General features: G+C 62.8%; 14 protein-coding genes. 6 read left to right on the top strand and 8 right to left on the bottom strand.

Annotated features, from left to right (window positions below; genetic code table 11):
• Positions 1 to 21 precede the first annotated feature (21 nt).
• The gene (gene fumC, locus ACH196_RS06480; protein ID WP_396645899.1) at positions 22 to 1413 is read right to left on the bottom strand and encodes a class II fumarate hydratase; all 1392 of its coding nucleotides are present in this window, start codon (positions 1411 to 1413) and stop codon (positions 22 to 24) included.
• 161 nt (positions 1414 to 1574) lie between these two features.
• Positions 1575 to 2102, bottom strand: coding sequence for a class I SAM-dependent methyltransferase (locus tag ACH196_RS06475; protein WP_396645897.1), 528 nt, complete (start codon positions 2100 to 2102; stop codon positions 1575 to 1577).
• A gap of 347 nt (positions 2103 to 2449) precedes the next feature.
• Between ACH196_RS06475 and ACH196_RS06470 the strand changes: the two genes are divergently transcribed.
• Both ACH196_RS06470 and ACH196_RS06465 read left to right on the top strand, forming a co-directional pair.
• A complete protein-coding gene (locus ACH196_RS06470) occupies positions 2450 to 3109 on the top strand; it encodes a glutathione S-transferase family protein (RefSeq protein WP_396645896.1) in 660 nt (219 codons plus the stop codon).
• Positions 3110 to 3172: 63 nt separating this feature from the next.
• The gene (locus ACH196_RS06465) at positions 3173 to 3934 is read left to right on the top strand and encodes an SDR family NAD(P)-dependent oxidoreductase (RefSeq protein WP_396645895.1); all 762 of its coding nucleotides are present in this window, start codon (positions 3173 to 3175) and stop codon (positions 3932 to 3934) included.
• Between the two features lie 305 nt (positions 3935 to 4239).
• Here ACH196_RS06465 and groL read toward each other — a convergent pair whose 3' ends face one another.
• The 4 genes from groL to ACH196_RS06445 all read right to left on the bottom strand — a co-directional run bounded on the left by groL (position 4240) and on the right by ACH196_RS06445 (position 9110).
• Positions 4240 to 5883 (bottom strand): chaperonin GroEL, encoded by a 1644-nt coding sequence (gene groL, locus ACH196_RS06460; RefSeq protein ID WP_396645894.1) that lies wholly within the window; start codon positions 5881 to 5883, stop codon positions 4240 to 4242.
• 104 nt (positions 5884 to 5987) lie between these two features.
• Positions 5988 to 6284 (bottom strand): co-chaperone GroES, encoded by a 297-nt coding sequence (gene groES, locus ACH196_RS06455; RefSeq protein ID WP_349006755.1) that lies wholly within the window; start codon positions 6282 to 6284, stop codon positions 5988 to 5990.
• Between the two features lie 288 nt (positions 6285 to 6572).
• Positions 6573 to 8564, bottom strand: coding sequence for a pilus assembly protein (locus tag ACH196_RS06450; RefSeq protein ID WP_396645893.1), 1992 nt, complete (start codon positions 8562 to 8564; stop codon positions 6573 to 6575).
• Between the two features lie 138 nt (positions 8565 to 8702).
• Entirely contained in the window at positions 8703 to 9110 is a 408-nt protein-coding gene (locus ACH196_RS06445) for a hypothetical protein (protein WP_396645892.1), read from the bottom strand.
• Between the two features lie 141 nt (positions 9111 to 9251).
• On the opposite strand from ACH196_RS06445, the gene ACH196_RS06440 reads away from it, so the two are divergent.
• The 3 genes from ACH196_RS06440 (at position 9252) to ACH196_RS06430 (ending at position 12132) form a co-directional block, all read left to right on the top strand.
• Positions 9252 to 10160 (top strand): TIGR01459 family HAD-type hydrolase, encoded by a 909-nt coding sequence (locus ACH196_RS06440; RefSeq protein WP_396645890.1) that lies wholly within the window; start codon positions 9252 to 9254, stop codon positions 10158 to 10160.
• Between the two features lie 19 nt (positions 10161 to 10179).
• Positions 10180 to 11175, top strand: a complete 996-nt coding sequence (locus tag ACH196_RS06435; RefSeq protein ID WP_396646004.1) for a bifunctional riboflavin kinase/FAD synthetase — start codon at positions 10180 to 10182, stop codon at positions 11173 to 11175.
• Between the two features lie 138 nt (positions 11176 to 11313).
• A complete protein-coding gene (locus ACH196_RS06430) occupies positions 11314 to 12132 on the top strand; it encodes a MipA/OmpV family protein (protein WP_396645888.1) in 819 nt (272 codons plus the stop codon).
• A gap of 39 nt (positions 12133 to 12171) precedes the next feature.
• On the opposite strand, the gene ACH196_RS06425 is transcribed toward ACH196_RS06430, so the two are convergent.
• Complete coding sequence (locus ACH196_RS06425; protein ID WP_396645887.1) at positions 12172 to 13224, bottom strand: hypothetical protein; 1053 nt, start codon at positions 13222 to 13224, stop codon at positions 12172 to 12174.
• Positions 13225 to 13553: 329 nt separating this feature from the next.
• On the bottom strand, positions 13554 to 14501 hold the full coding sequence (locus tag ACH196_RS06420; protein WP_396645885.1) for a hypothetical protein: 948 nt from the start codon (positions 14499 to 14501) through the stop codon (positions 13554 to 13556).
• Between the two features lie 1179 nt (positions 14502 to 15680).
• Between ACH196_RS06420 and ileS the strand changes: the two genes are divergently transcribed.
• Complete coding sequence (ileS, locus tag ACH196_RS06415) at positions 15681 to 18647, top strand: isoleucine--tRNA ligase (protein WP_396645884.1); 2967 nt, start codon at positions 15681 to 15683, stop codon at positions 18645 to 18647.
• Positions 18648 to 18727 lie beyond the last annotated feature (80 nt).

The raw sequence follows: 18727 nt of genomic DNA, 5'->3' as shown, positions 1-18727 counted from the left end.
TTTGGAACGATATTCTCCTTATCATCCCGGATGCGTCATGTCCTCCGGCCGCACCAGCCGGTCGAAGTCGGCGTCGCTGACATAACCGCCGCCGACGGCTTCCTCGCGCAATGTGGTGCCGTTCTTGTGCGCGGTCTTGGCGATTTTTGCCGCATTGTCGTAGCCGATGGTCGGGGCGAGCGCAGTCACCAGCATCAGCGAACGCTCGAGCGCGGCTTTTATATTGTCTTCCCGCGCTTCGATGCCGACTACGCAATTGTCGGTGAAGGAGACGGCAGCGTCGCTCAGCAACTGCACCGACTGGAGGAAATTGTAGGCCATCAGCGGGTTGTAGACGTTGAGCTCGAAATGGCCCTGGCTGCCGGCGAAGGTGATGGTGGAATTGTTGCCCATGACCTGGATGCACACCTGGGTGAGTGCCTCGCACTGCGTCGGGTTGACTTTTCCCGGCATGATGGACGAGCCGGGCTCGTTTTCGGGCAGTGAAAGCTCGCCGAGACCCGAGCGCGGGCCGGAGCCGAGCAGGCGGATGTCGTTGGCGATCTTGAACAGGGCGGCGGCGGCCGAGTTGAGCGCCCCGTGCGAGAACACCATCGAATCATGCGCGGCCAGCGCCTCGAACTTATTGGGCGCGGTGACGAAACCGATGCCGGTGATGGCGGCGATGCGCTCGGCGACTTTTTCGGCAAAGCCGATCGGAGCGTTGAGGCCGGTGCCGACCGCCGTGCCGCCTTGCGCCAGTTCCTGAAGCCCGGGCAGCGTCAACTCGATGCGCTGGATCGACGAGGCAACCTGCGCGGCATAGCCGGAAAATTCCTGGCCGAGCGTCAGGGGCGTGGCGTCCTGCGTGTGGGTGCGGCCGATCTTGACGATGTGGTCGAAGGCTTTCGCCTTTGCGTCGAGAGCGGCGTGCAGGTGCTTAAGCGCCGGCAGAAGGTCGTGGGTGATGCGCTCGGCGCAGGCGATGTGCATGGCCGTCGGATAGGTGTCGTTCGACGACTGGCTCATATTGACGTGATCGTTGGGATGCACGGGTTTCTTCGAGCCCATAACGCCGCCCAGCATCTCGATCGCCCGGTTCGAGATCACTTCGTTGGCGTTCATGTTGGACTGGGTGCCCGAACCCGTCTGCCAGACGACCAGCGGAAAATGCTCGTTGAGCTTTCCGTCGATGACTTCCTGCGCGGCCTCGACGATCGCAGCGCCGATCTTCGGGTCGAGCCGGCCGAGTTCCATATTCACTTCGGCCGCTGCGCGCTTGACGATGCCGAGCGCCCGAACCACTGACAGCGGCTGCTTTTCCCAGCCGATCTTGAAATTGCCGAGCGAACGCTGCGCCTGTGCACCCCAATAGCGGTCGCTGGCGACTTCGATCGGCCCGAACGTATCGGTCTCGGTTCTGGTCTGGCTCATCTGCTTCCCTCATGCACGCGTTTTCGCCGGTGGCGTATCGCGTCGCACAACGGGCATCAAGCGAAGATTGGACCGCGCAACCACCCAAATCGGTTCAAACGGAAAAACCCGCTTTTTCCGAAGCTTGCCTGAACAAAAGTCTAATGGCCCACTGTGACCGGTCAGGCGTTGACGGGTTGGGCGCGGACATGGATGCCAACGGCGGTGCCGAGGGGCTCGGTGGCCCGCGCCGTAATTTCGAAACCGCATGCGGTCAGTTTTTCGCTAAGCAGGGTATTGATCTTTCCTGCCTGCGCCACGCCTGGCGGTTCGTAGAACAGGTCGAGCCAAGCGCCCGGCTTTGACAGGCGTCGCACCGCTTCCAACTCGCGGCGCGGATCGATCCAGAAGACATTGACGTTGACGGCAAAAATCCGGTCGAAGCGCATGCCGCCGAAATTGGCGTCCGCAAATTCCGCGGCATGGAACGAGACGCGGCCAGCGGCGACGTCGGCGGCATTCCGCTTTTGCGCAGCGGCGATCATCTTGGCGGAACGGTCGATAGCGACGAGGCTGCCCGCGGCAAGCCGCTCGCAGACGAGCCCGGCGAGCACGCCATGCCCGCAGCCGACTTCCAGTAGATCGGCGGTACCGTCGAAGGCAAGCTGTCGCGCGGCCCAGAGCAGACGCGGCGGAATTTTGTCGGTCATGTCCTGACAAAGCGAGTTCTTGTGGAGCGACGACTATCCCCGCCGCGTGTCGTTTCATCAAGCGTCGGCAAAAATAGAAACCGCCCCGCCGGTGAGGGCTCCGGCGAGGCGATTTGTGTCGTTGGCCATCCTTCCGACTCGTCATCCAGATAACCATTGCACATCCCTAGAATGCCTGGGGCTCCGGAGGGTTCCGCCCGATTTTTCAGAAATCGCGCGTTGACCGGGAGCATCGTCACGCTGGGCTGCGGGAGAACGCGTTCGGCACTCGCCTGTTGCCGCGGCGCCGGTGTCGCGCTACCCACACTATGAAGCCGCCGGACGGCCTGTCCGGGCCTGGGGGAAACATGAGCGAGTTCGTCCTTTATATCGGCAACAAATGTTTCTCCTCGTGGTCGCTGCGGCCGTGGATTGCGATGCGGCATCTCGAAATCCCGTTCCGCGAAGAGTTCGTGCGGCTGCGCACGCCCGAAACGGCGGCAAACCTTGCAAAAATTTCGCCGACGGGACAGGTGCCGGTCCTGAATCACGATGGCAGGATTGTCTGGGAAACCCTTGCGATCCTTGAATATTTGAACGACCTCTTTCCGGAGAAGCGGCTCTGGCCGGCCGATATCGGCGCCCGCGCCCTGGCACGTGCGGTCGCGACCGAAATGCATTCCGGTTTCAGGGAGCTTCGCTACGGCTGGCCGATGAACCTGCGCCGGCCGAAAGCCCACAAGCCGATGCAGGACGAAGGCGATGACAATCGCAGGCGCATCGAGGCGATCTGGCGGGAGTGCCGGGAAAAATACGGGCAGGGCGGCCCGTTCCTGTTCGGCCATTTCACTGCGGCCGACGCTATGTACGCTCCCGTCGTGACCCGCTTCGATACCTATGGCGGCGAACTGGCGCCGGACATCCGCTGTTATGTCGACGCCGTGCTGGAGACGCCGGCTATGCGCCACTGGTACGCTGAAGCGGCGAAAGAGCCGTGGCCGGAACCCGGTCCGCACGAACAGGACTGAGCAATCGCTTCACGCCGGCTCCACCGGAGCCTATAACCGGCGCAGCCAAAAGGAGCCTGCCGAATGACCGCGACATCCGCCTCGAAGCCGCTTGCGGGAAAAGTCGCGCTGGTCACGGGAGCTTCGTCGGGCATCGGCAGGGCGACGGCCCTGGCGCTCGCCGAGGCCGGCGCGGCGGTGGCGATCGTTGCGCGCCGCGCCGACAGGCTGGCCGAACTTGCCGCCGCGATCGAGGCCGCCGGGGCCAAGACCCTGGTGATCGAAGCCGATCTTGGCGATGCCAGCACCCCCGCTCAGGTGGTCGAAAAGGCGGCGGCGCGCTGGGGGCGTCTCGATATCGTCGTCAACAATGCCGGCGTCATGTTGCTGTCCTCGGTGGCCGAAGCGGTCGGCGAGGAATGGCGCCGGATGATCGAGCTCAACCTGTTGTCGCTGATGAATGTCACCCAGGCGGCGCTGCCGCACCTCAAGGCCGGCAAGGGCCATGTAGTCAACATCGCGTCGGTTGCCGGCCGTGTCGCCAATCCCGGTGCCAGCGGCTATGCGGCGACAAAATTCGGTGTCGTCGCCTTTTCGGAGGCGCTGCGCCGCGAGGTTTTTTCGGACGGCGTTCGGGTGACAGTCGTCGAGCCAGGCCTGGTACGGACTGAACTTGGTGACCATATCACAAATCCCAATTCCAAGGTGGGGTTGGAACGCCGGCTGGCCGAGATCGAACCGCTGGAAGCCGAGGACGTGGCCGCGGCCATTTTGTTTGCGGTGTCGCAGCCGCCGCGCGTGAGCATCAACGAGATATTGATTCGGCCGACCGGGCAGGAACGCTGAGCGCACGGCGTAAACGTGAAGGGTGAAGGCGCGGCGACCCGGCCACGCATTCCGCCGATCAAAATCCCTCACAAAGCAAAAACGCCTCCCGCACCTTTGACAGTGCTGGAGGCGTCTTTTTGTCCTTGGCTGCCTTTTGAACTGCCTTGGACACCCGGATAATGCGCCGCCGGCAAAAGGGTTCCAAACTTTTGGGATTTTTTCAGCACGACCCACGACAGCAAAAAAGGGCGGCCTTTCGACCGCCCTTTCTTATTTTCGAAGCCTTGTTTGGCAGGCTCCTCGGGTCAAGCCCGAGGACGGACTTAGAAATCCATGCCGCCCATGCCGCCCATGCCACCGCCCGGCATTGCCGGAGCCGCTGACTCCTTCTTCGGAGCCTCGGCGATCATGGCCTCGGTGGTGACCAGCAGGCCGGCAACCGAAGCAGCGTCCTGGAGGGCCGTGCGCACAACCTTGACCGGGTCGACGATGCCCATGGCGATCATGTCGCCATACTCGCCGGTCTGGGCGTTGTAGCCGTAGGTCGCGCCCTTGTTCTCGAGGATCTTGCCGGCGACGATCGAAGCTTCCGCTCCGGCGTTGGCGGCGATCTGACGAGCCGGGGACTGCAGCGCGCGGCGCACGATGGCGATGCCGGCAGCTTGGTCGGAGTTGACGCCGGTGGCCTTGAGGTTGGCCGAAGCGCGGAGCAGAGCGACGCCGCCGCCGGCGACGATGCCTTCTTCCACCGCAGCGCGGGTGGCGTTCAGCGCGTCGTCAACGCGGTCCTTCTTCTCCTTGACTTCCACTTCCGTCGCACCGCCGACGCGGATGACCGCAACGCCACCGGCGAGCTTGGCCAGACGCTCCTGCAGCTTCTCCTTGTCGTAGTCCGAGGTGGTCTCCTCGATCTGCTGCTTGATCTGGGCAACGCGGCCCTGGATCTCGGCCTTCTTGCCGGCGCCGTCGACGATGGTGGTGTTCTCCTTGGAGATCGACACCTTCTTGGCGCGGCCGAGCATGTTGAGGCCGACATTCTCGAGCTTGATGCCGAGGTCTTCGGAGATGACCTGGCCACCGGAGAGGATCGCGATGTCCTCCAGCATGGCCTTGCGGCGGTCGCCGAAGCCCGGAGCCTTGACGGCGGCGATCTTCAGGCCGCCACGCAGCTTGTTGACGACCAGCGTGGCGAGCGCCTCGCCCTCGACGTCTTCCGAGATGATGAGCAGCGGCTTGGAGGTCTGCACGACGGCTTCCAGGACCGGCAGCATGGCCTGCAGGTTGGAGAGCTTCTTCTCGTGGAGGAGGATGTAGGCGTCTTCCAGGTCAGCTACCATCTTGTCCGGGTTGGTGACGAAGTAGGGGCTGAGGTAGCCGCGGTCGAACTGCATGCCCTCGACGACTTCCAGCTCGGTCTCGGCGGTCTTGGCTTCCTCGACGGTGATGACACCCTCGTTGCCGACCTTCTGCATGGCTTCGGCGATCATCTTGCCAACCGACTCGTCGCCATTGGCGGAGATGGTGCCGACCTGGGCGACTTCTTCCGAGGTCTTGATCTTCTTCGAAGCCTTGCCGAGCAGGCCGACGACTTCGGTGACGGCGAGGTCGATGCCGCGCTTCAGATCCATTGGGTTCATGCCGGCGGCAACTGCCTTGTGGCCTTCCTGGACGATCGACTGAGCGAGAACGGTCGCGGTCGTGGTGCCGTCGCCGGCGATGTCGTTGGTCTTCGAAGCGACTTCGCGGACCATCTGGGCGCCCATGTTCTCGAACTTGTCGGCAAGCTCGATTTCCTTGGCGACGGTGACGCCGTCCTTGGTGATGCGCGGCGCGCCGAACGACTTGTCGATGACGACGTTGCGGCCCTTGGGACCGAGCGTGACCTTCACCGCGTCGGCGAGGATGTTGACGCCGTGCAGCATGCGCTCACGGGCGTCGCGGGAGAATTTTACGTCTTTGGCAGCCATTGTTTGAATTCCTTCGGAATTGAGGCAGTAGGGAGTAGGCAGTAGGCAGTCGGGGCGGGGCAGATCGACTGCCTACTGCCCACTGCCGATTGCCCAAATTCAGATCAGCCGATGATGCCCATGATGTCGGATTCCTTCATGATCAGAAGGTCTTCGCCATTGAGCTTCACTTCGGTGCCGGACCACTTGCCGAACAGGATGCGGTCGCCGGCCTTGACGTCCAGCGGAACCAGCTTGCCGGCTTCGTCGCGGGCGCCCGAACCGACGGCGATGATCTCGCCTTCCTGCGGCTTCTCCTTGGCGGTGTCCGGGATGATGATCCCGCCCTTGGTCTTCTCTTCGGATTCGACGCGGCGAACGACCACACGGTCATGCAGCGGCCGGAAATTCGACTTTGCCATGATTGACTATCCCTGAATGCGGATGTTGAAAGGGGTTTCCTCCATCCGGTCTGACCGGATCGCGGTTAGCACTCGCCTTGGGTGAGTGCTAACGTGGCGCGGAGATAGGCCCTGGCCATCGCGATGTCAAGAACGCGGCGAGGCGGGTAGCATCCGATTTTGGGTAGATTTTTTGCAGCCGGCGCCAACGCCGCGGCAAAGTCTTCGCTTCGGCCGGGCGCAGCGGGGCAATCCAAACAAATGCCCCGCCAAGGCGAGGCATTAGAACAGGCGATAGGCTCGGCCGGGTCAGCTTACGATGCGCAGGTTCGAAAGCTCGTTGGCGATTTCCTCGAACACGACGTCCAGGGTAGCGCCGGTGGCGTTCCAGAACAGCACCTTGTTCTTGTCGATGCGCGACGGCGAGGCGCATTCCTTCAGGAGATTGATCTGCGTCTTCTCCGCCGTCTTCGTCTCGTCCAGATCGAGGGCAACGGTTATGACGATGATCTTTCCCCCATTGTGGATCTTTTCCCCTTCTTTATTTGGGTCGGGTATCATTCGGGAAAAGGTACTATTGTTGCAGAGCGACTTGAAGTGCTCGTTCATCGCCGCGGTGTAATTGGCGTTGGTGAAGGTGGTCTTGGGGATCGAGGTGCTGGTGCCCTGGAAGATACGCCCTGTCTTCGTGGTGTCGACGATCAGCCGTGTATAGCCGAGCGAGGAGTAGATCGACCGGTTGCCGGCGCTGTCGGAGTAGCGGTTGCCGTATTCGTCGCCGAGCGAATCCGGCGTGTAATAGGTGTTCGCGCCGTCGGTCACGACGATCACCACCTTGTCGTTGCCCCTGTCGGTCTCCGGTCGTCCGCCGGTGAACGGCAAGGTGCTCGACACCGTCCTCCACCCCCAGGCCATGCCTTCGGGAACGTTGGTTGCGCCGAGCGGCTGCATGGCGTCGATAGCGTTGTTGATTTTGGTCACGCCGGCCGCGACTGACACGTCGGTGAGGGGGGTTATCGCGGTCGTCGAGCAACTCTGGTTGGGACCGACAAGGGTTTTGTCAGTAGCGGATCGGAAGGTTTCCGCCCCCTTCTCGGGAGCTGTCGTCGGAAAATACTTCGGCATGTATTTCTGCCGGCGGTTGTTCTCGTTCCCAGTGTACACATCCGGCCACCAGTTGTTGTAGGACCGGATCGGGTCGGACTCGTCGGGCGCGAACATGGGGACGAACAATGTCGCCGGCGTGCCGGTCGACGGGGTCGTGTCGTCCACGTCATAGGGTGAGGGACGCGCTTCGACGCAGCCTTTCCAGGTGGCAAAGGGGGCGTATGTAGGCTGGTCGTAACCGACGTCCTTGTAGTAACCTTGTGTGCAGTTTCCTCTCCAGTCCTTTTGGGTGCAGACCCATTCGGTCCCGGTCTTTACGAATGTATGGCCGCTAATGCGCTGAAGGTCCTTGTACATCGTGAAGCGCGTTATTTTCTTGTCTTTCTCTGTGCCCCAGCCTGTTCCCTTCTTGTACCAGACCCCACCGATGTTCTGGACATATCTGTCGCCGTTAGCTGTGGCTTGGGTTGAGTCCATCGTCCCAGCCCAGTCGAAATTCTCATGATGGATCGGCGAGATGCCGTCCCGGTCCATCCATGTCTTGTCGGCGTTGTCCGGCCCGATATTGACCGACGCGGCGAACGGCACGACGGAGAATTGGACGGGTTGGGCGACCTGCCTCATCTGGTCGGCACCGTTGGCCAGGGTGGTGACGAGTTCCTTCGCCGCCGTCTTGAGCAGATCCATTCGCATCGTACTGGAACTGCCGCCTTTTTCGGACATCGAGCCGGAATTGTCGAGGACGAGTGCGACCTCCAGCGTGTTCTTCAGCCTGATTTCGGAGGTCTCGCTGAAGGTGACCTTGGTCACGGCATTTTTGCCGAGCATGCTGGTCAGCGCCGGCAGGAAATAAGGATTGTATGTGACGGTGGCCGTGAACTTCATCGTGCCGCCGCCGGTATTATCCTTCGGCTGGACGAGCGTGAGTTCCACCTTGCTCGGATCCAGGCCGTTCAAATTGGCCTTGAAGAAGTCCTTGGCGTATTTCTCGACCTCCTCGTCGGTTTTGCCGTCGATATAGAGGCGGGCCGCGGCGAAGTTGGCGGCGTCGAGGGCGGCGAGGGTCTGGCCGCGTTCGCGTGTCATTTCGGTATAGTCTATCGCGAGCGCGAGACCGCCCATCATCGGCAGCATGCAGATTACGGTCATCATGGCGTAGTTGCCACGCCGGTCGGCCCAGAATTTCCTGAACATTTCACGCACCCGATCGTAGATTATCGAATGACGGTCGCATGAATAGTTGAACATCCCGTCAGCCGGGATGGTTAAAGTTTGCGGGCAAAGTTCAAGCTGGATTAACCATTTCCCGGGCCGGGATAGCTGGCGATCGGTTCAGGAGGCTGGATCGCCTAACCGGCCGGCCCTGTATCGAGGCGCGGCCGGCCGCAGTGGTTCGCCGGAGGGCTCAACCGGCGGCGCCAGGATGATCTCCCGCGCCGTCTGTGCGGCGGACCGTCCCGGCTGCCGAGCCGCAGGCGCGTTCCTGCGGACTTCGGCGGACAGGTCGCGGATGGCCGCATCCATCGAACGCGCCAGCCGCACGACCTCGTCATGTGCCTGCCTGGACCGCAACAAGGCGCGCAGAGCAAAACCGGCCGATGCCGCGGCAAGGACCAGCGTCGCGGTGGCGGTCGCCAGCACGAGGTCGGCGATCGGCACGCCGATGCTGACGGCGCCCTTCAGTGCGATGAAGCAAACGGCGCAAACGACCGCCGTGCAGACGATCAATCTCCCCGACATGGTCCTCGTCCCCGGTAACACCGCGCCGTCCCTTGCGCGTTCCGATCCGTGGGAAGCAACTTCCCCGCTGCTATCTTGCATGGCGGGGCGAGGCTGTTAAGTCAAAGCTGGTGACACGGTGAAAACTCTCGGTTAATCCGGATGCCGCCGAGTGCCGACCGGGAGAACCGGGGCTACGGCAGTGAAATAGCAGCATACGGTGCGGCCTTGGTAAAATTCGTTCGATCGCTGGATGAGCTGTCCAGCTATCCCGTCATTTTCTGCGACGTCTGGGGCGTGCTCCACAATGGCGTGCACAGCTTCCACGACGCCGTTTCGGCGTTGGTGCTTGCTCAGGACAGAGGGCAGGTGGTCATCCTGATCACCAATGCGCCCCGGCCGGCCGCGCCGATCGTCGCGCAACTCCAGGCGCTTGGCGTGACCGGCTGGGACCGCGTGATTACCTCGGGCGACGTGACCCGCGAACTCGTCGCCAACGGGCCGCGAAAGATTTTTCATCTTGGGCCCGAGCGCGATCTTACCCTTTATGAAGGGCTCGACGTCGAAATCGTCGAGGATTTTGAGGCGGTCGCGGTGGTGTGCACAGGGCTGTTCGACGACGAGACCGAAACTCCGGACGACTATGCGGACATGCTGCGACGCATGCGGGCGCGCGACCTGCCTTTCATCTGCGCCAATCCCGACATCGTGGTCGAGCGCGGCGACCGCACGATCTACTGCGCCGGTGCCCTGGCGCGCGCCTATGCGCAGCTCGGCGGCCGCACGCAGATCGCCGGCAAGCCGCACAGGCCGATCTACGACGCCGCCATGCATGCCGCCGCCGAGGTGCTCGGCCGTGACCTGTCGAAAAACGAAGTGCTGGCCGTCGGCGACGGCGTCCTGACCGATGTGAAGGGGGCCGAGGATTACGGGCTGGACGTACTCTATGTCTCGGGCGGCATCCATGCCAGGGATTACGGCGATGTCGACGATCCCGACCGCGAGAAGCTGCTGGGATTCCTGAGCCGTCACGGGCGCCTTCCGGTCGCCGTGATCCCGCGCCTGAGATAATGCGGGGCCGCGCATCATGATGACGGGCGAGTTTGAATGCCTCGTGGGGTCCGGACGGCTGCCGGAGCGCCTGCGCGGCGGCGTGGTGGCGATCGGCAATTTCGACGGCGTGCATCGCGGTCACCAGGCCGTGTTGGAGCGGGCTCTGGAAGAGGCGCGCGCGCGCAATGTGCCGGCGCTGGTGCTGACCTTCGAGCCGCATCCCCGCACCGTATTTCGCCCGGACATTCCGCTGCCGCGCATCACGCCGGCGCCGGTCAAGGCGAGGCTGATCCGGCTGCTCGGCTTCGACGCGGTCGTCGAACAGGAATTTTCGCGCGAGTTTGCCCAAAAGTCGGCGGACGAGTTCATCGACGAAGTGCTGATGCGTCAACTCGGCGTTGGCCATGTGGTGACGGGTTTCGACTTCCATTTCGGCAAGAACAGGCAAGGCGATCCGGCCTTTCTCGTCGCGGCGGCAAAAAGTCGGGGTTTTGGTGTCACCCAGGTCGAGGCGTTCAGCGACGAAGGCGGCGAAATCGTCTCGTCCAGCCGCATCAGGACGCTGCTCGAAGCCGGCGACGTGACGCAGGCGGCCGGGTTGCTCGGCTACCGCTTCACGGTGGAGAGCGAGATCGTGCATGGGAAAAAACTCGGCCGGACGCTGGGTTTCCCGACCGCCAACATGGTGCTGCCGAACGATGCGGTCCTGCACCACGGCATCTATGCGGTGCGGCTGCGCCGCGCCAATGGCGACTTGCATGACGGCGTTGCCAGCTTCGGCCGCCGGCCGACGGTGGAAAGCGAGGGTGAGCCGCTGCTGGAGACCTATGTCTTCGATTTCAACGGCGATCTCTATGGCGAAGTCTGCGACGTCTCGTTCTTCGGCTTCCTGCGCGGCGAGGAAAAATTCGACGGGCTGGACGCGCTGCTCGAGCAGATGAAACACGACAAGGAGGAGGCGAGGGCGCTGCTTGCCGGCGTGAGGCCGCTCTCCGAACTGGATGTCCGCCTCGCTTTTGAACGCCGGAGCTAACGACGGCTTCCGGTACGCCTGGGCTTGCGCCTGCGCGTTCGCCGAGGGCTTTGCGAGGCCAATCGATAGTCCTTAAATCAAACTTTACCCACCTCGCCGAAAACCCCTGCCCCAAGAGCATCGGATCGGGTTTGAGGTATGACCAATCGGATTGTCGCTGTCGGCGTCGTCATGTTTCTCGGCGGCAGTGCGCTCCCGGCCCAGGCCGAGGAAAAATCCGGCTTTTTCGACTGGGTGCATGGCGACTGGTACCTGACCGTCGGTGCGGCCGGCTTTGCCGCCCCGGAGTTCGAGGGCGCCAGCGACATGGTTTTTCGCGCCACGCCGATGATCTCGCTGGGCAAGGTGGGACCCGAGGCGCGCTTCACCTCGCGCAACGACAACATCTCGCTCTCTTTCATGGATACCGGCGCGTTCCGGGCGGGTGCGGTCGGCAAGATCGTGTTTCCGCGCGACGCGGACGACGCCGACGGCCTGCAGGGCATGGACGACGTGAAATGGGGCGCGGAGCTTGGCGCCTTCGCCGAATTCTACCCGACCGACTGGCTGCGCGTCCGGGGCGAATTACGGCAAGGCGTTCGCGCATTTGACGGCATTGCCGGCGACATCGCGGTCGATGCGTTCAAGGATGTCACCGAAACGGTCCGGGTTTCCGGCGGCCCGCGCCTCTCCTTCGCGTCCGCCGATTATTTCGACACCTATTATGGCGTCGACGCCGAGGAAAGCGCGGCATCGGGTCTTGCCGAATACGATCCGGGTGGCGGGCTGAAATCGGTGGGCGTCGGCGGCGCTATTACCTGGAAGGCGACCGAGAAGGTCACCGCCAGCCTGTTCGGCGAATATGCGCGGCTGCTGGGACCGGCGGCGGATTCGTCGCTGGTCAAGCAACGCGGATCGGATAATCAGTTCATGGTTGGCATGTCGACGACATACCGGTTCAATTTCACGGTGCCTTGATCTTCCGGACGCGCGGCAGGCCGCAATTGTGCGGGCGGCTCAGAACGATTTGCTGAAGGTGAATGTCTTTCGGCAATCGCCGTCGTTGAGCGTGCAGGAGTGTCCGGCCGTTATCCTTACGGACTTCCAGGGATGGAACTCAAAACCCCAGCCTGCCCGGTTGAAACCGCTTGAGGTGTTCGGCAGTTCGACGAACAGGTGGTCGATGAACCACTTGGGCAGCTTGACCTTGTCGTAGAGGAATTCCTTTATGATGGTCTTCAGGATCAGTTCATTGGCGATATGGTGGAGGGCGTTCGGAGAGAGCGTTATGTCACCGTTCGGCCCACCGATGACCACCCCGAATTCGTCGATGTGGACGTTGCAACGGACCGGCGACAAGGCCAGGTGCAAGGCGCTGAAGTCGAGCGTCGCGGACTGCCCGTCCGTCCATTGGATCTCGCGGAACCCGGTGCCACTGGTGGCGAGGAAGGACAGGTCGATCACATCGGGGGTGCCGTGCTTCTTGCCCTCGATGAAGCTCTTGCCGTTGGCCTTCTGCGCGTCGCGCACGGCCTGCGCGAGCTTCTTGTAGTTGCGCGGATTAAAATTGATCCCGTCGAGCGTCGTGCCGCCGATCGCGGGCTCGCCGTCGATGAACTCTTCCAGCTTGATGCCCAGCACCGACATGCGCTTGGCGATGGTCTGATAGATGTCGCTGCTCAGATATTTCGGCGGGCCGGCCTGCGGATCACCCATGCGGCCCCAGTTGCTGGGAGCGACATAGACGCGGCACAGCCCAGGCTTGTTGGTCGAAATGTCGAGGTGAAGATAGTTGTAGCTATGGGTCTGGCTGTAGCCGAATGCGTCGATCCCGGCATCGCGCCACGGATCGGCGTCGGGCAGCGTCACGTCGTGCTTGCGGAACCGGGTGTTGTGTTCGGCCTTCGTCAGCAGGCGCTCGTACTGGTCGCAGTGGAACTCGAAGCCGTAATAGTGGCGCGAATAGCCGGTGATCCACCAGCGCATCCCGTCGAGCGACAGGCCGAGTTCGTTCAGTCTCAGCCTGATCTTGTTGCCTTCCGCCGCTGAAAGAGTCCTGTCCCCGCTCATGTCCGACCTCACTCCGATTGGGATTGAGCTTTGCGATTGTGGAAAGGCTGTCATTTTATGTGGATTTTGTAACAGGAGCACGCCGCCTGGAGAAGGGCCTGTGTCGAGCGCGTTTCATTCGGCGACCCGTCATGCAATCGCCGGTCCTTCCGACAGGGCGCCCGTGACGAGGCCTTGAGAAACCGCCTAAGCCGATCCCGCCGGCTTCGCCAACGGACGGGTAAAGGTATTTTCCCGACGGCACCTCTCGCCGCCGGGCCGCGGAAAAATCCGCGCTGGCCGTTTTGATCCTTCGCTTTTCAAGAACCGCCCCGCTCGGGCGGCCGCCGTCATGACGTGTCGCGGCGCCGCGGCGGCTCCAGCGCGTAGTAGGCCATCGCGTTGGCGTGCGCCAGAATCTCGTCGACCTCGCGGATGTTCTTGCGTTTCGGAGCATCCGGATCGAAGCGCAGCAATCTTCCGCCGGGCGGCCGGCCGCGCCGGAGCGGTGAAAAACGCCGGAACCGGACCGGACCTTGCTTGCCGCCTGCTGCCGCCGCGTCGCGGGCCGCCCTGTCCCGGGCGAGGGCGGCGTCATTGCGCGCCTTCCAGCGGGCAAAGCGCTGCGCCTGGCCGGGAAGATCGTCAAGCGCCCGCCCGAGCGCGTCCAGCCTGAGCGTCAGTTTTGCCGCATTCATCGGATCGTCGCGCGATGGCGGCGGCAGGGGGATGCGTGGCGCATCGTCGTCGAGCGACCGGATGCGCGGCACGGCATGCGCCGGCACATAGTTGCGGCGGATGCGGAACGGATATTTCAGCGCATCGAGCAGCGAAAAGGTTTGTCCACGCGGCCTTGCGGCGCGGCTTTCGGCGGCTTTGCGCTCGGCCTCATAGCGGGCAAAGTCTTCTCTCGACAGGGTGACGGCAAGGCCGAGGCGGCGCATGGCGGCCACCGTGTCGGAAATTTTTGGTTTTGGCTTTCGCGGACGAAACGGCGGCAGCGTCACCACGATGCCTTGCGCCGCCGCGATGATCAGCCGCCGCGCGGCGGATTCGGCGGGGCGCAGCAGCAGGAGAATGGCGCGATAGAGGTGGCGCGGCAGGCAGAGCGCCGGAGACGGCTTTTTCCGCCCCGTCTTCCCCGTCCGTCCCGGCCTTGGGGCGACAGCGGCCTCCTGGAGCACCAAAGACAACGGTCTGCCGAATCCCATCTCGGCCATGCCGACCAGCATCAAGAGGATGTGCTTCAGCGCCTGCCGGTATCCCTCGATTGTCGTACTCGCGTCTCCAAACTCCACCGATGCCTCCTCCGGACAAGGCCGGCATCCAATATGGAACATATCAGGAACATATGCAAGGACCCTAAGAAAATAATCCTTGACGATCGCGCCGCGGCGAGGTTGACACCACGCTGTCAGCACAACACATTGAAAAAGCTTGGTTTTTTGAGAGGCGGGAAGCCCGCATCGCAGCCTTCACGGCCTGTGCGCAAGGCCTTTCGAAAACAATGTCATGCTTGTAAAGCCAAGTAAAAACAGATGGTTAGCCGCAACCCGCGTGGATTTTCGCGCAACAAGCATGACCAAGGGGCCGGCAAGGCCGGCAAAAGCGGCGACCGTGACGACCCCGTGGTGCAGGGGATTCGCATATGACAAGCGGCGGCTTCCGTCGCCTCTTACCATCCCCGCCCTTGCCCCGATCATGTTCACGCATCCTGGATTTTGGCTGCGGCTCGCCGGTCGGCAGATTCCGCACCGGTTTTGTAGCTTCGAATCCGAGGCATGGATTCCCGACACTCTCCGCTCGCTTCGCTCGCTCACGAGGTCGAGAATGACGACAGTCATGGTTTGCCTCAGCCAATCTCCAACGTTGGCGATTAGCCGAAACCAGAGATCATTGTCGTCATTCTCGACCTCGTGAGCGGTGAGGAGCGGTTCGCGAAGCGAACGAAAAGCCAATGACTTGGCTTTTCGAGCGACGAACGCCCGGAGCGAAAGCGAAGGGCCGGAGGGCGAGCGGAGAGTGTCGGGAATCCATGCCTCGATCTCAACGACACCAGAGCCGGTGCAGAATCGGCTGGCCCGCATGATCGGCGAGCCGCGGCTACGGGAGCGCACCTGATCGAAAGCTCTTCCGGCAGCAGACCGTCAGGCGAGCGCTCGACGGCAAAGGCAGCGCATTTCGATCTCAGAGCGCGCCCTTGCCCGGTTGGAGGCCGGCGCGGCGGGGGAGGGATGGCCCAGCCTGTTTAGTCATCCAGGCGTCTCGGCCCTTTATCTCTGCGCCGTGCTCGGCTAAAGAGGCGGCATGAGCGCGCCATTTGCGACCGCGATACGAATTATTGGCCCGGCCTTCCGGGCGGCTTGACGCCGCAGGAAGCCCCGGGAGATTTTTGCCCAGGCGCTCTCGCGCTTTTCCCAGTTCATGATAGTTGAACGCCCTGGCTTTCCGGCCGGGCAGTCCACAATGGCAAGACGATGACCGACACGACCGAAAAACTCGATTATTCCAAGACGCTCTATCTGCCGCAGACGGAGTTTCCGATGCGCGCCGGCCTTCCCGAAAAGGAGCCGCAGACCGTTGCCCGCTGGCAGGAGATGGACCTTTACCGATTGCTGCGCGAGGACGCGGCGGGGCGGCCGAAATATGTGCTGCATGACGGGCCGCCCTATGCCAACGGCAACATCCATATCGGCCATGCGCTGAACAAGATCCTGAAGGACGTCATCACCCGCTCGTTCCAGATGCGCGGCTACGATAGCAATTACGTGCCGGGCTGGGACTGCCACGGCCTGCCGATCGAGTGGAAGATCGAGGAGGAAAATTATCGCTCCAAGGGTAAGGCCAAACCCGACCTGTCCGATCCGGCCGCGATGGTCGCGTTCCGGCAGGAGTGCCGCGCCTATGCGGAAAAATGGATCGCCGTGCAGGGCGCAGAGTTCCAGCGGCTCGGCGTCGTTGGCGATTTCAAGAATCCCTATACGACGATGAATTTCCACGCCGAATCGCGCATCGCCGGCGAACTGCTGAAGTTTGCAGCGAGCGGCCAGCTTTATCGCGGGTCGAAGCCTGTGATGTGGAGCGTGGTCGAGCGCACTGCGCTGGCGGAGGCTGAGGTCGAGTATGCTGACTACGAGAGCGACACGGTCTGGGTGAAGTTTCCGGTTGTCGGCTTCGGTACGCATGACGTGCCTGATGCAGCCAAACAAAAGATGGATATGCTCCGGGGTTCTTCAGTCGTCATCTGGACGACGACGCCATGGACGATCCCCGGTAACCGCGCTGTCGCCTTTTCGCCACGCGTCACGTACGGGCTGTACGAGGTCAAGTCCGCTGAGAACGACTTCGGCCCGCAACCGGGCGAGAAGCTGATCTTCGCTGACAATTTGGCCGAGGAGTCGTTCGCCAAAGCAAAACTGGGCTTCGAGAGACTTGCCGAAGTGAATGATGCGGAACTTGCGGGTTTCGTGCTTTCGCACCCGTTCGCGGGCCTCGGCGGTGGCTACGAATTTGCCGTCCCCATGCTCCCCGGCGACCACGTCACCGACGACGCCGGCACGGGTTTCGTGCATACCGCGCCTGGCCATGGCCGCGAAGACTTCGACGCCTGGATGTCGGCGGGAAAAGACCTGACCGCGCGCGGCATCGACACCGCGATCCCCTTCACCGTCGACGATGCCGGCTTCTTCACCAAGGACGCGCCGGGTTTCGGCCCGGACCGCGAGGGCGGCGCGGCGCGGGTCATCGACGATTCCGGCAAGAAGGGTGACGCCAACAAGGCGGTCATCGATGCGCTGATCGAGCGCAACATGCTGTTCGCGCGTGGGCGGCTGAAGCACAGCTATCCGCATTCGTGGCGTTCGAAGAAGCCGGTGATCTTCCGGAATACGCCGCAGTGGTTCGTCTATATGGACAAGGAACTGGGCGATGCGACGACGCTGCGCTCTCGCGCCCTTGCCGCCATCGACGCCACACGCTTCGTGCCCGCTGCCGGCCAGACGCGGCTGCGCGCCATGATCGCCGAGCGGCCCGACTGGGTGCTGTCGCGCCAGCGCGCCTGGGGCGTGCCGATCTGCGTCTTCGCCGACGAGGACGGCAATATGCTGAAGGACGACGCGGTCAACCAGCGCATCCTCGACGCCTTTGAGGCCGAAGGCGCCGACGCCTGGTTCGCGGAGGGAGCGCGCGAGCGCTTTCTCGGGCCGAAAGCCAACGAGCCGTGGACGATGGTCAAGGACATCCTCGACGTCTGGTTCGATTCCGGCTCGACGCACACTTTTACGCTGGAGGACCGGCCGGACCTGAAATGGCCGGCGGACGTCTATCTCGAAGGCTCGGACCAGCATCGCGGCTGGTTCCATTCCTCGCTGCTCGAAAGCTGCGGCACGCGCGGCAGGGCGCCCTACGACACGGTCGTCACCCATGGTTTCACCATGGACGAGGAAGGCCGCAAAATGTCGAAGTCGCTCGGCAACACGGTCGTCCCGCAGGACGTGATGAAGCAGTCCGGCGCCGACATCCTGCGGCTCTGGGTGATGACCACCGACTACTGGGAAGACCAGCGGCTCGGCAAGAACATCCTGCAGACCAACATCGACGCTTACAGGAAACTGCGCAACACCATCCGCTGGATGCTGGGCACGCTGGCGCATGACGACGGCACGGAAGTGCCTCTGGCCGAGATGCCTGAACTGGAGCGGCTGATGTTGCACCGGCTGTCGGAACTCGACGAGGTGGTGCGGACAGGCTACGACGCCTTCGACTTCAAGCGCATCGCGAAATCGTTGCTCGATTTCATGGTGGTCGACCTGTCGGCCTTCTACTTCGACATCCGCAAGGACGCGCTCTACTGCGACGCGCCGTCGAGCAAGCGGCGGCTGGCGGCGGTGCAGGTGGTGCGCCACCTGTTCGACCATCTGGCGACCTGGCTGGCGCCGATGCTGCCCTTCACGACGGAAGAGGCCTGGCTGGAACGCTATCCTGACAAGCGCTCGATCCATCTGGAGCAGTTTCCAACAGTGCCCGCCGACTGGCGCGACGATGCGCTGGCGGAAAAATGGCGCAAGGTGCGAAAGGTGCGTGGCGTGGTCACGGCGGCGCTTGAGATCGAGCGGGCGAAGAAGGTCATCGGCTCGTCGCTGGAGGCAGCGCCGGCGGTGTTTGTGACGGACGCGGACCTGTTCGCGGCTGTCAGGGATGTCGACATGGCCGAAGTCGCGATCACCAGCGGCATTGATGTCTCGGCAACTGAAGCTCCGGCGGACGGTTTCCGGCTGGACGACGTGGCGGGCGTGGCGGTCGTGCCGCGACTCGCGTCGGGCACGAAATGCGCGCGCTCCTGGCGCTATACCGACGATGTCGGCTCCGACCCGGAGTTCCCGGATGTGTCGGCGCGCGACGCCGCGGCGCTGCATGAACTGCAAAAACTGGGCAGACTTGCATGAAAATTGCTGTATGCGTTGTTATGCGCGACTGCATACGGTAGAGAATTAACCAATCCGGCGACAAACTATCGCCGGATTTC

Source organism: Mesorhizobium sp. IMUNJ 23232, from assembly GCF_044326205.1.
GTDB lineage: Bacteria > Pseudomonadota > Alphaproteobacteria > Rhizobiales > Rhizobiaceae > Kumtagia.
Note: the sequence above shows the minus strand (reverse complement) of the source record. Positions and strands in the feature narration are given on the sequence as shown.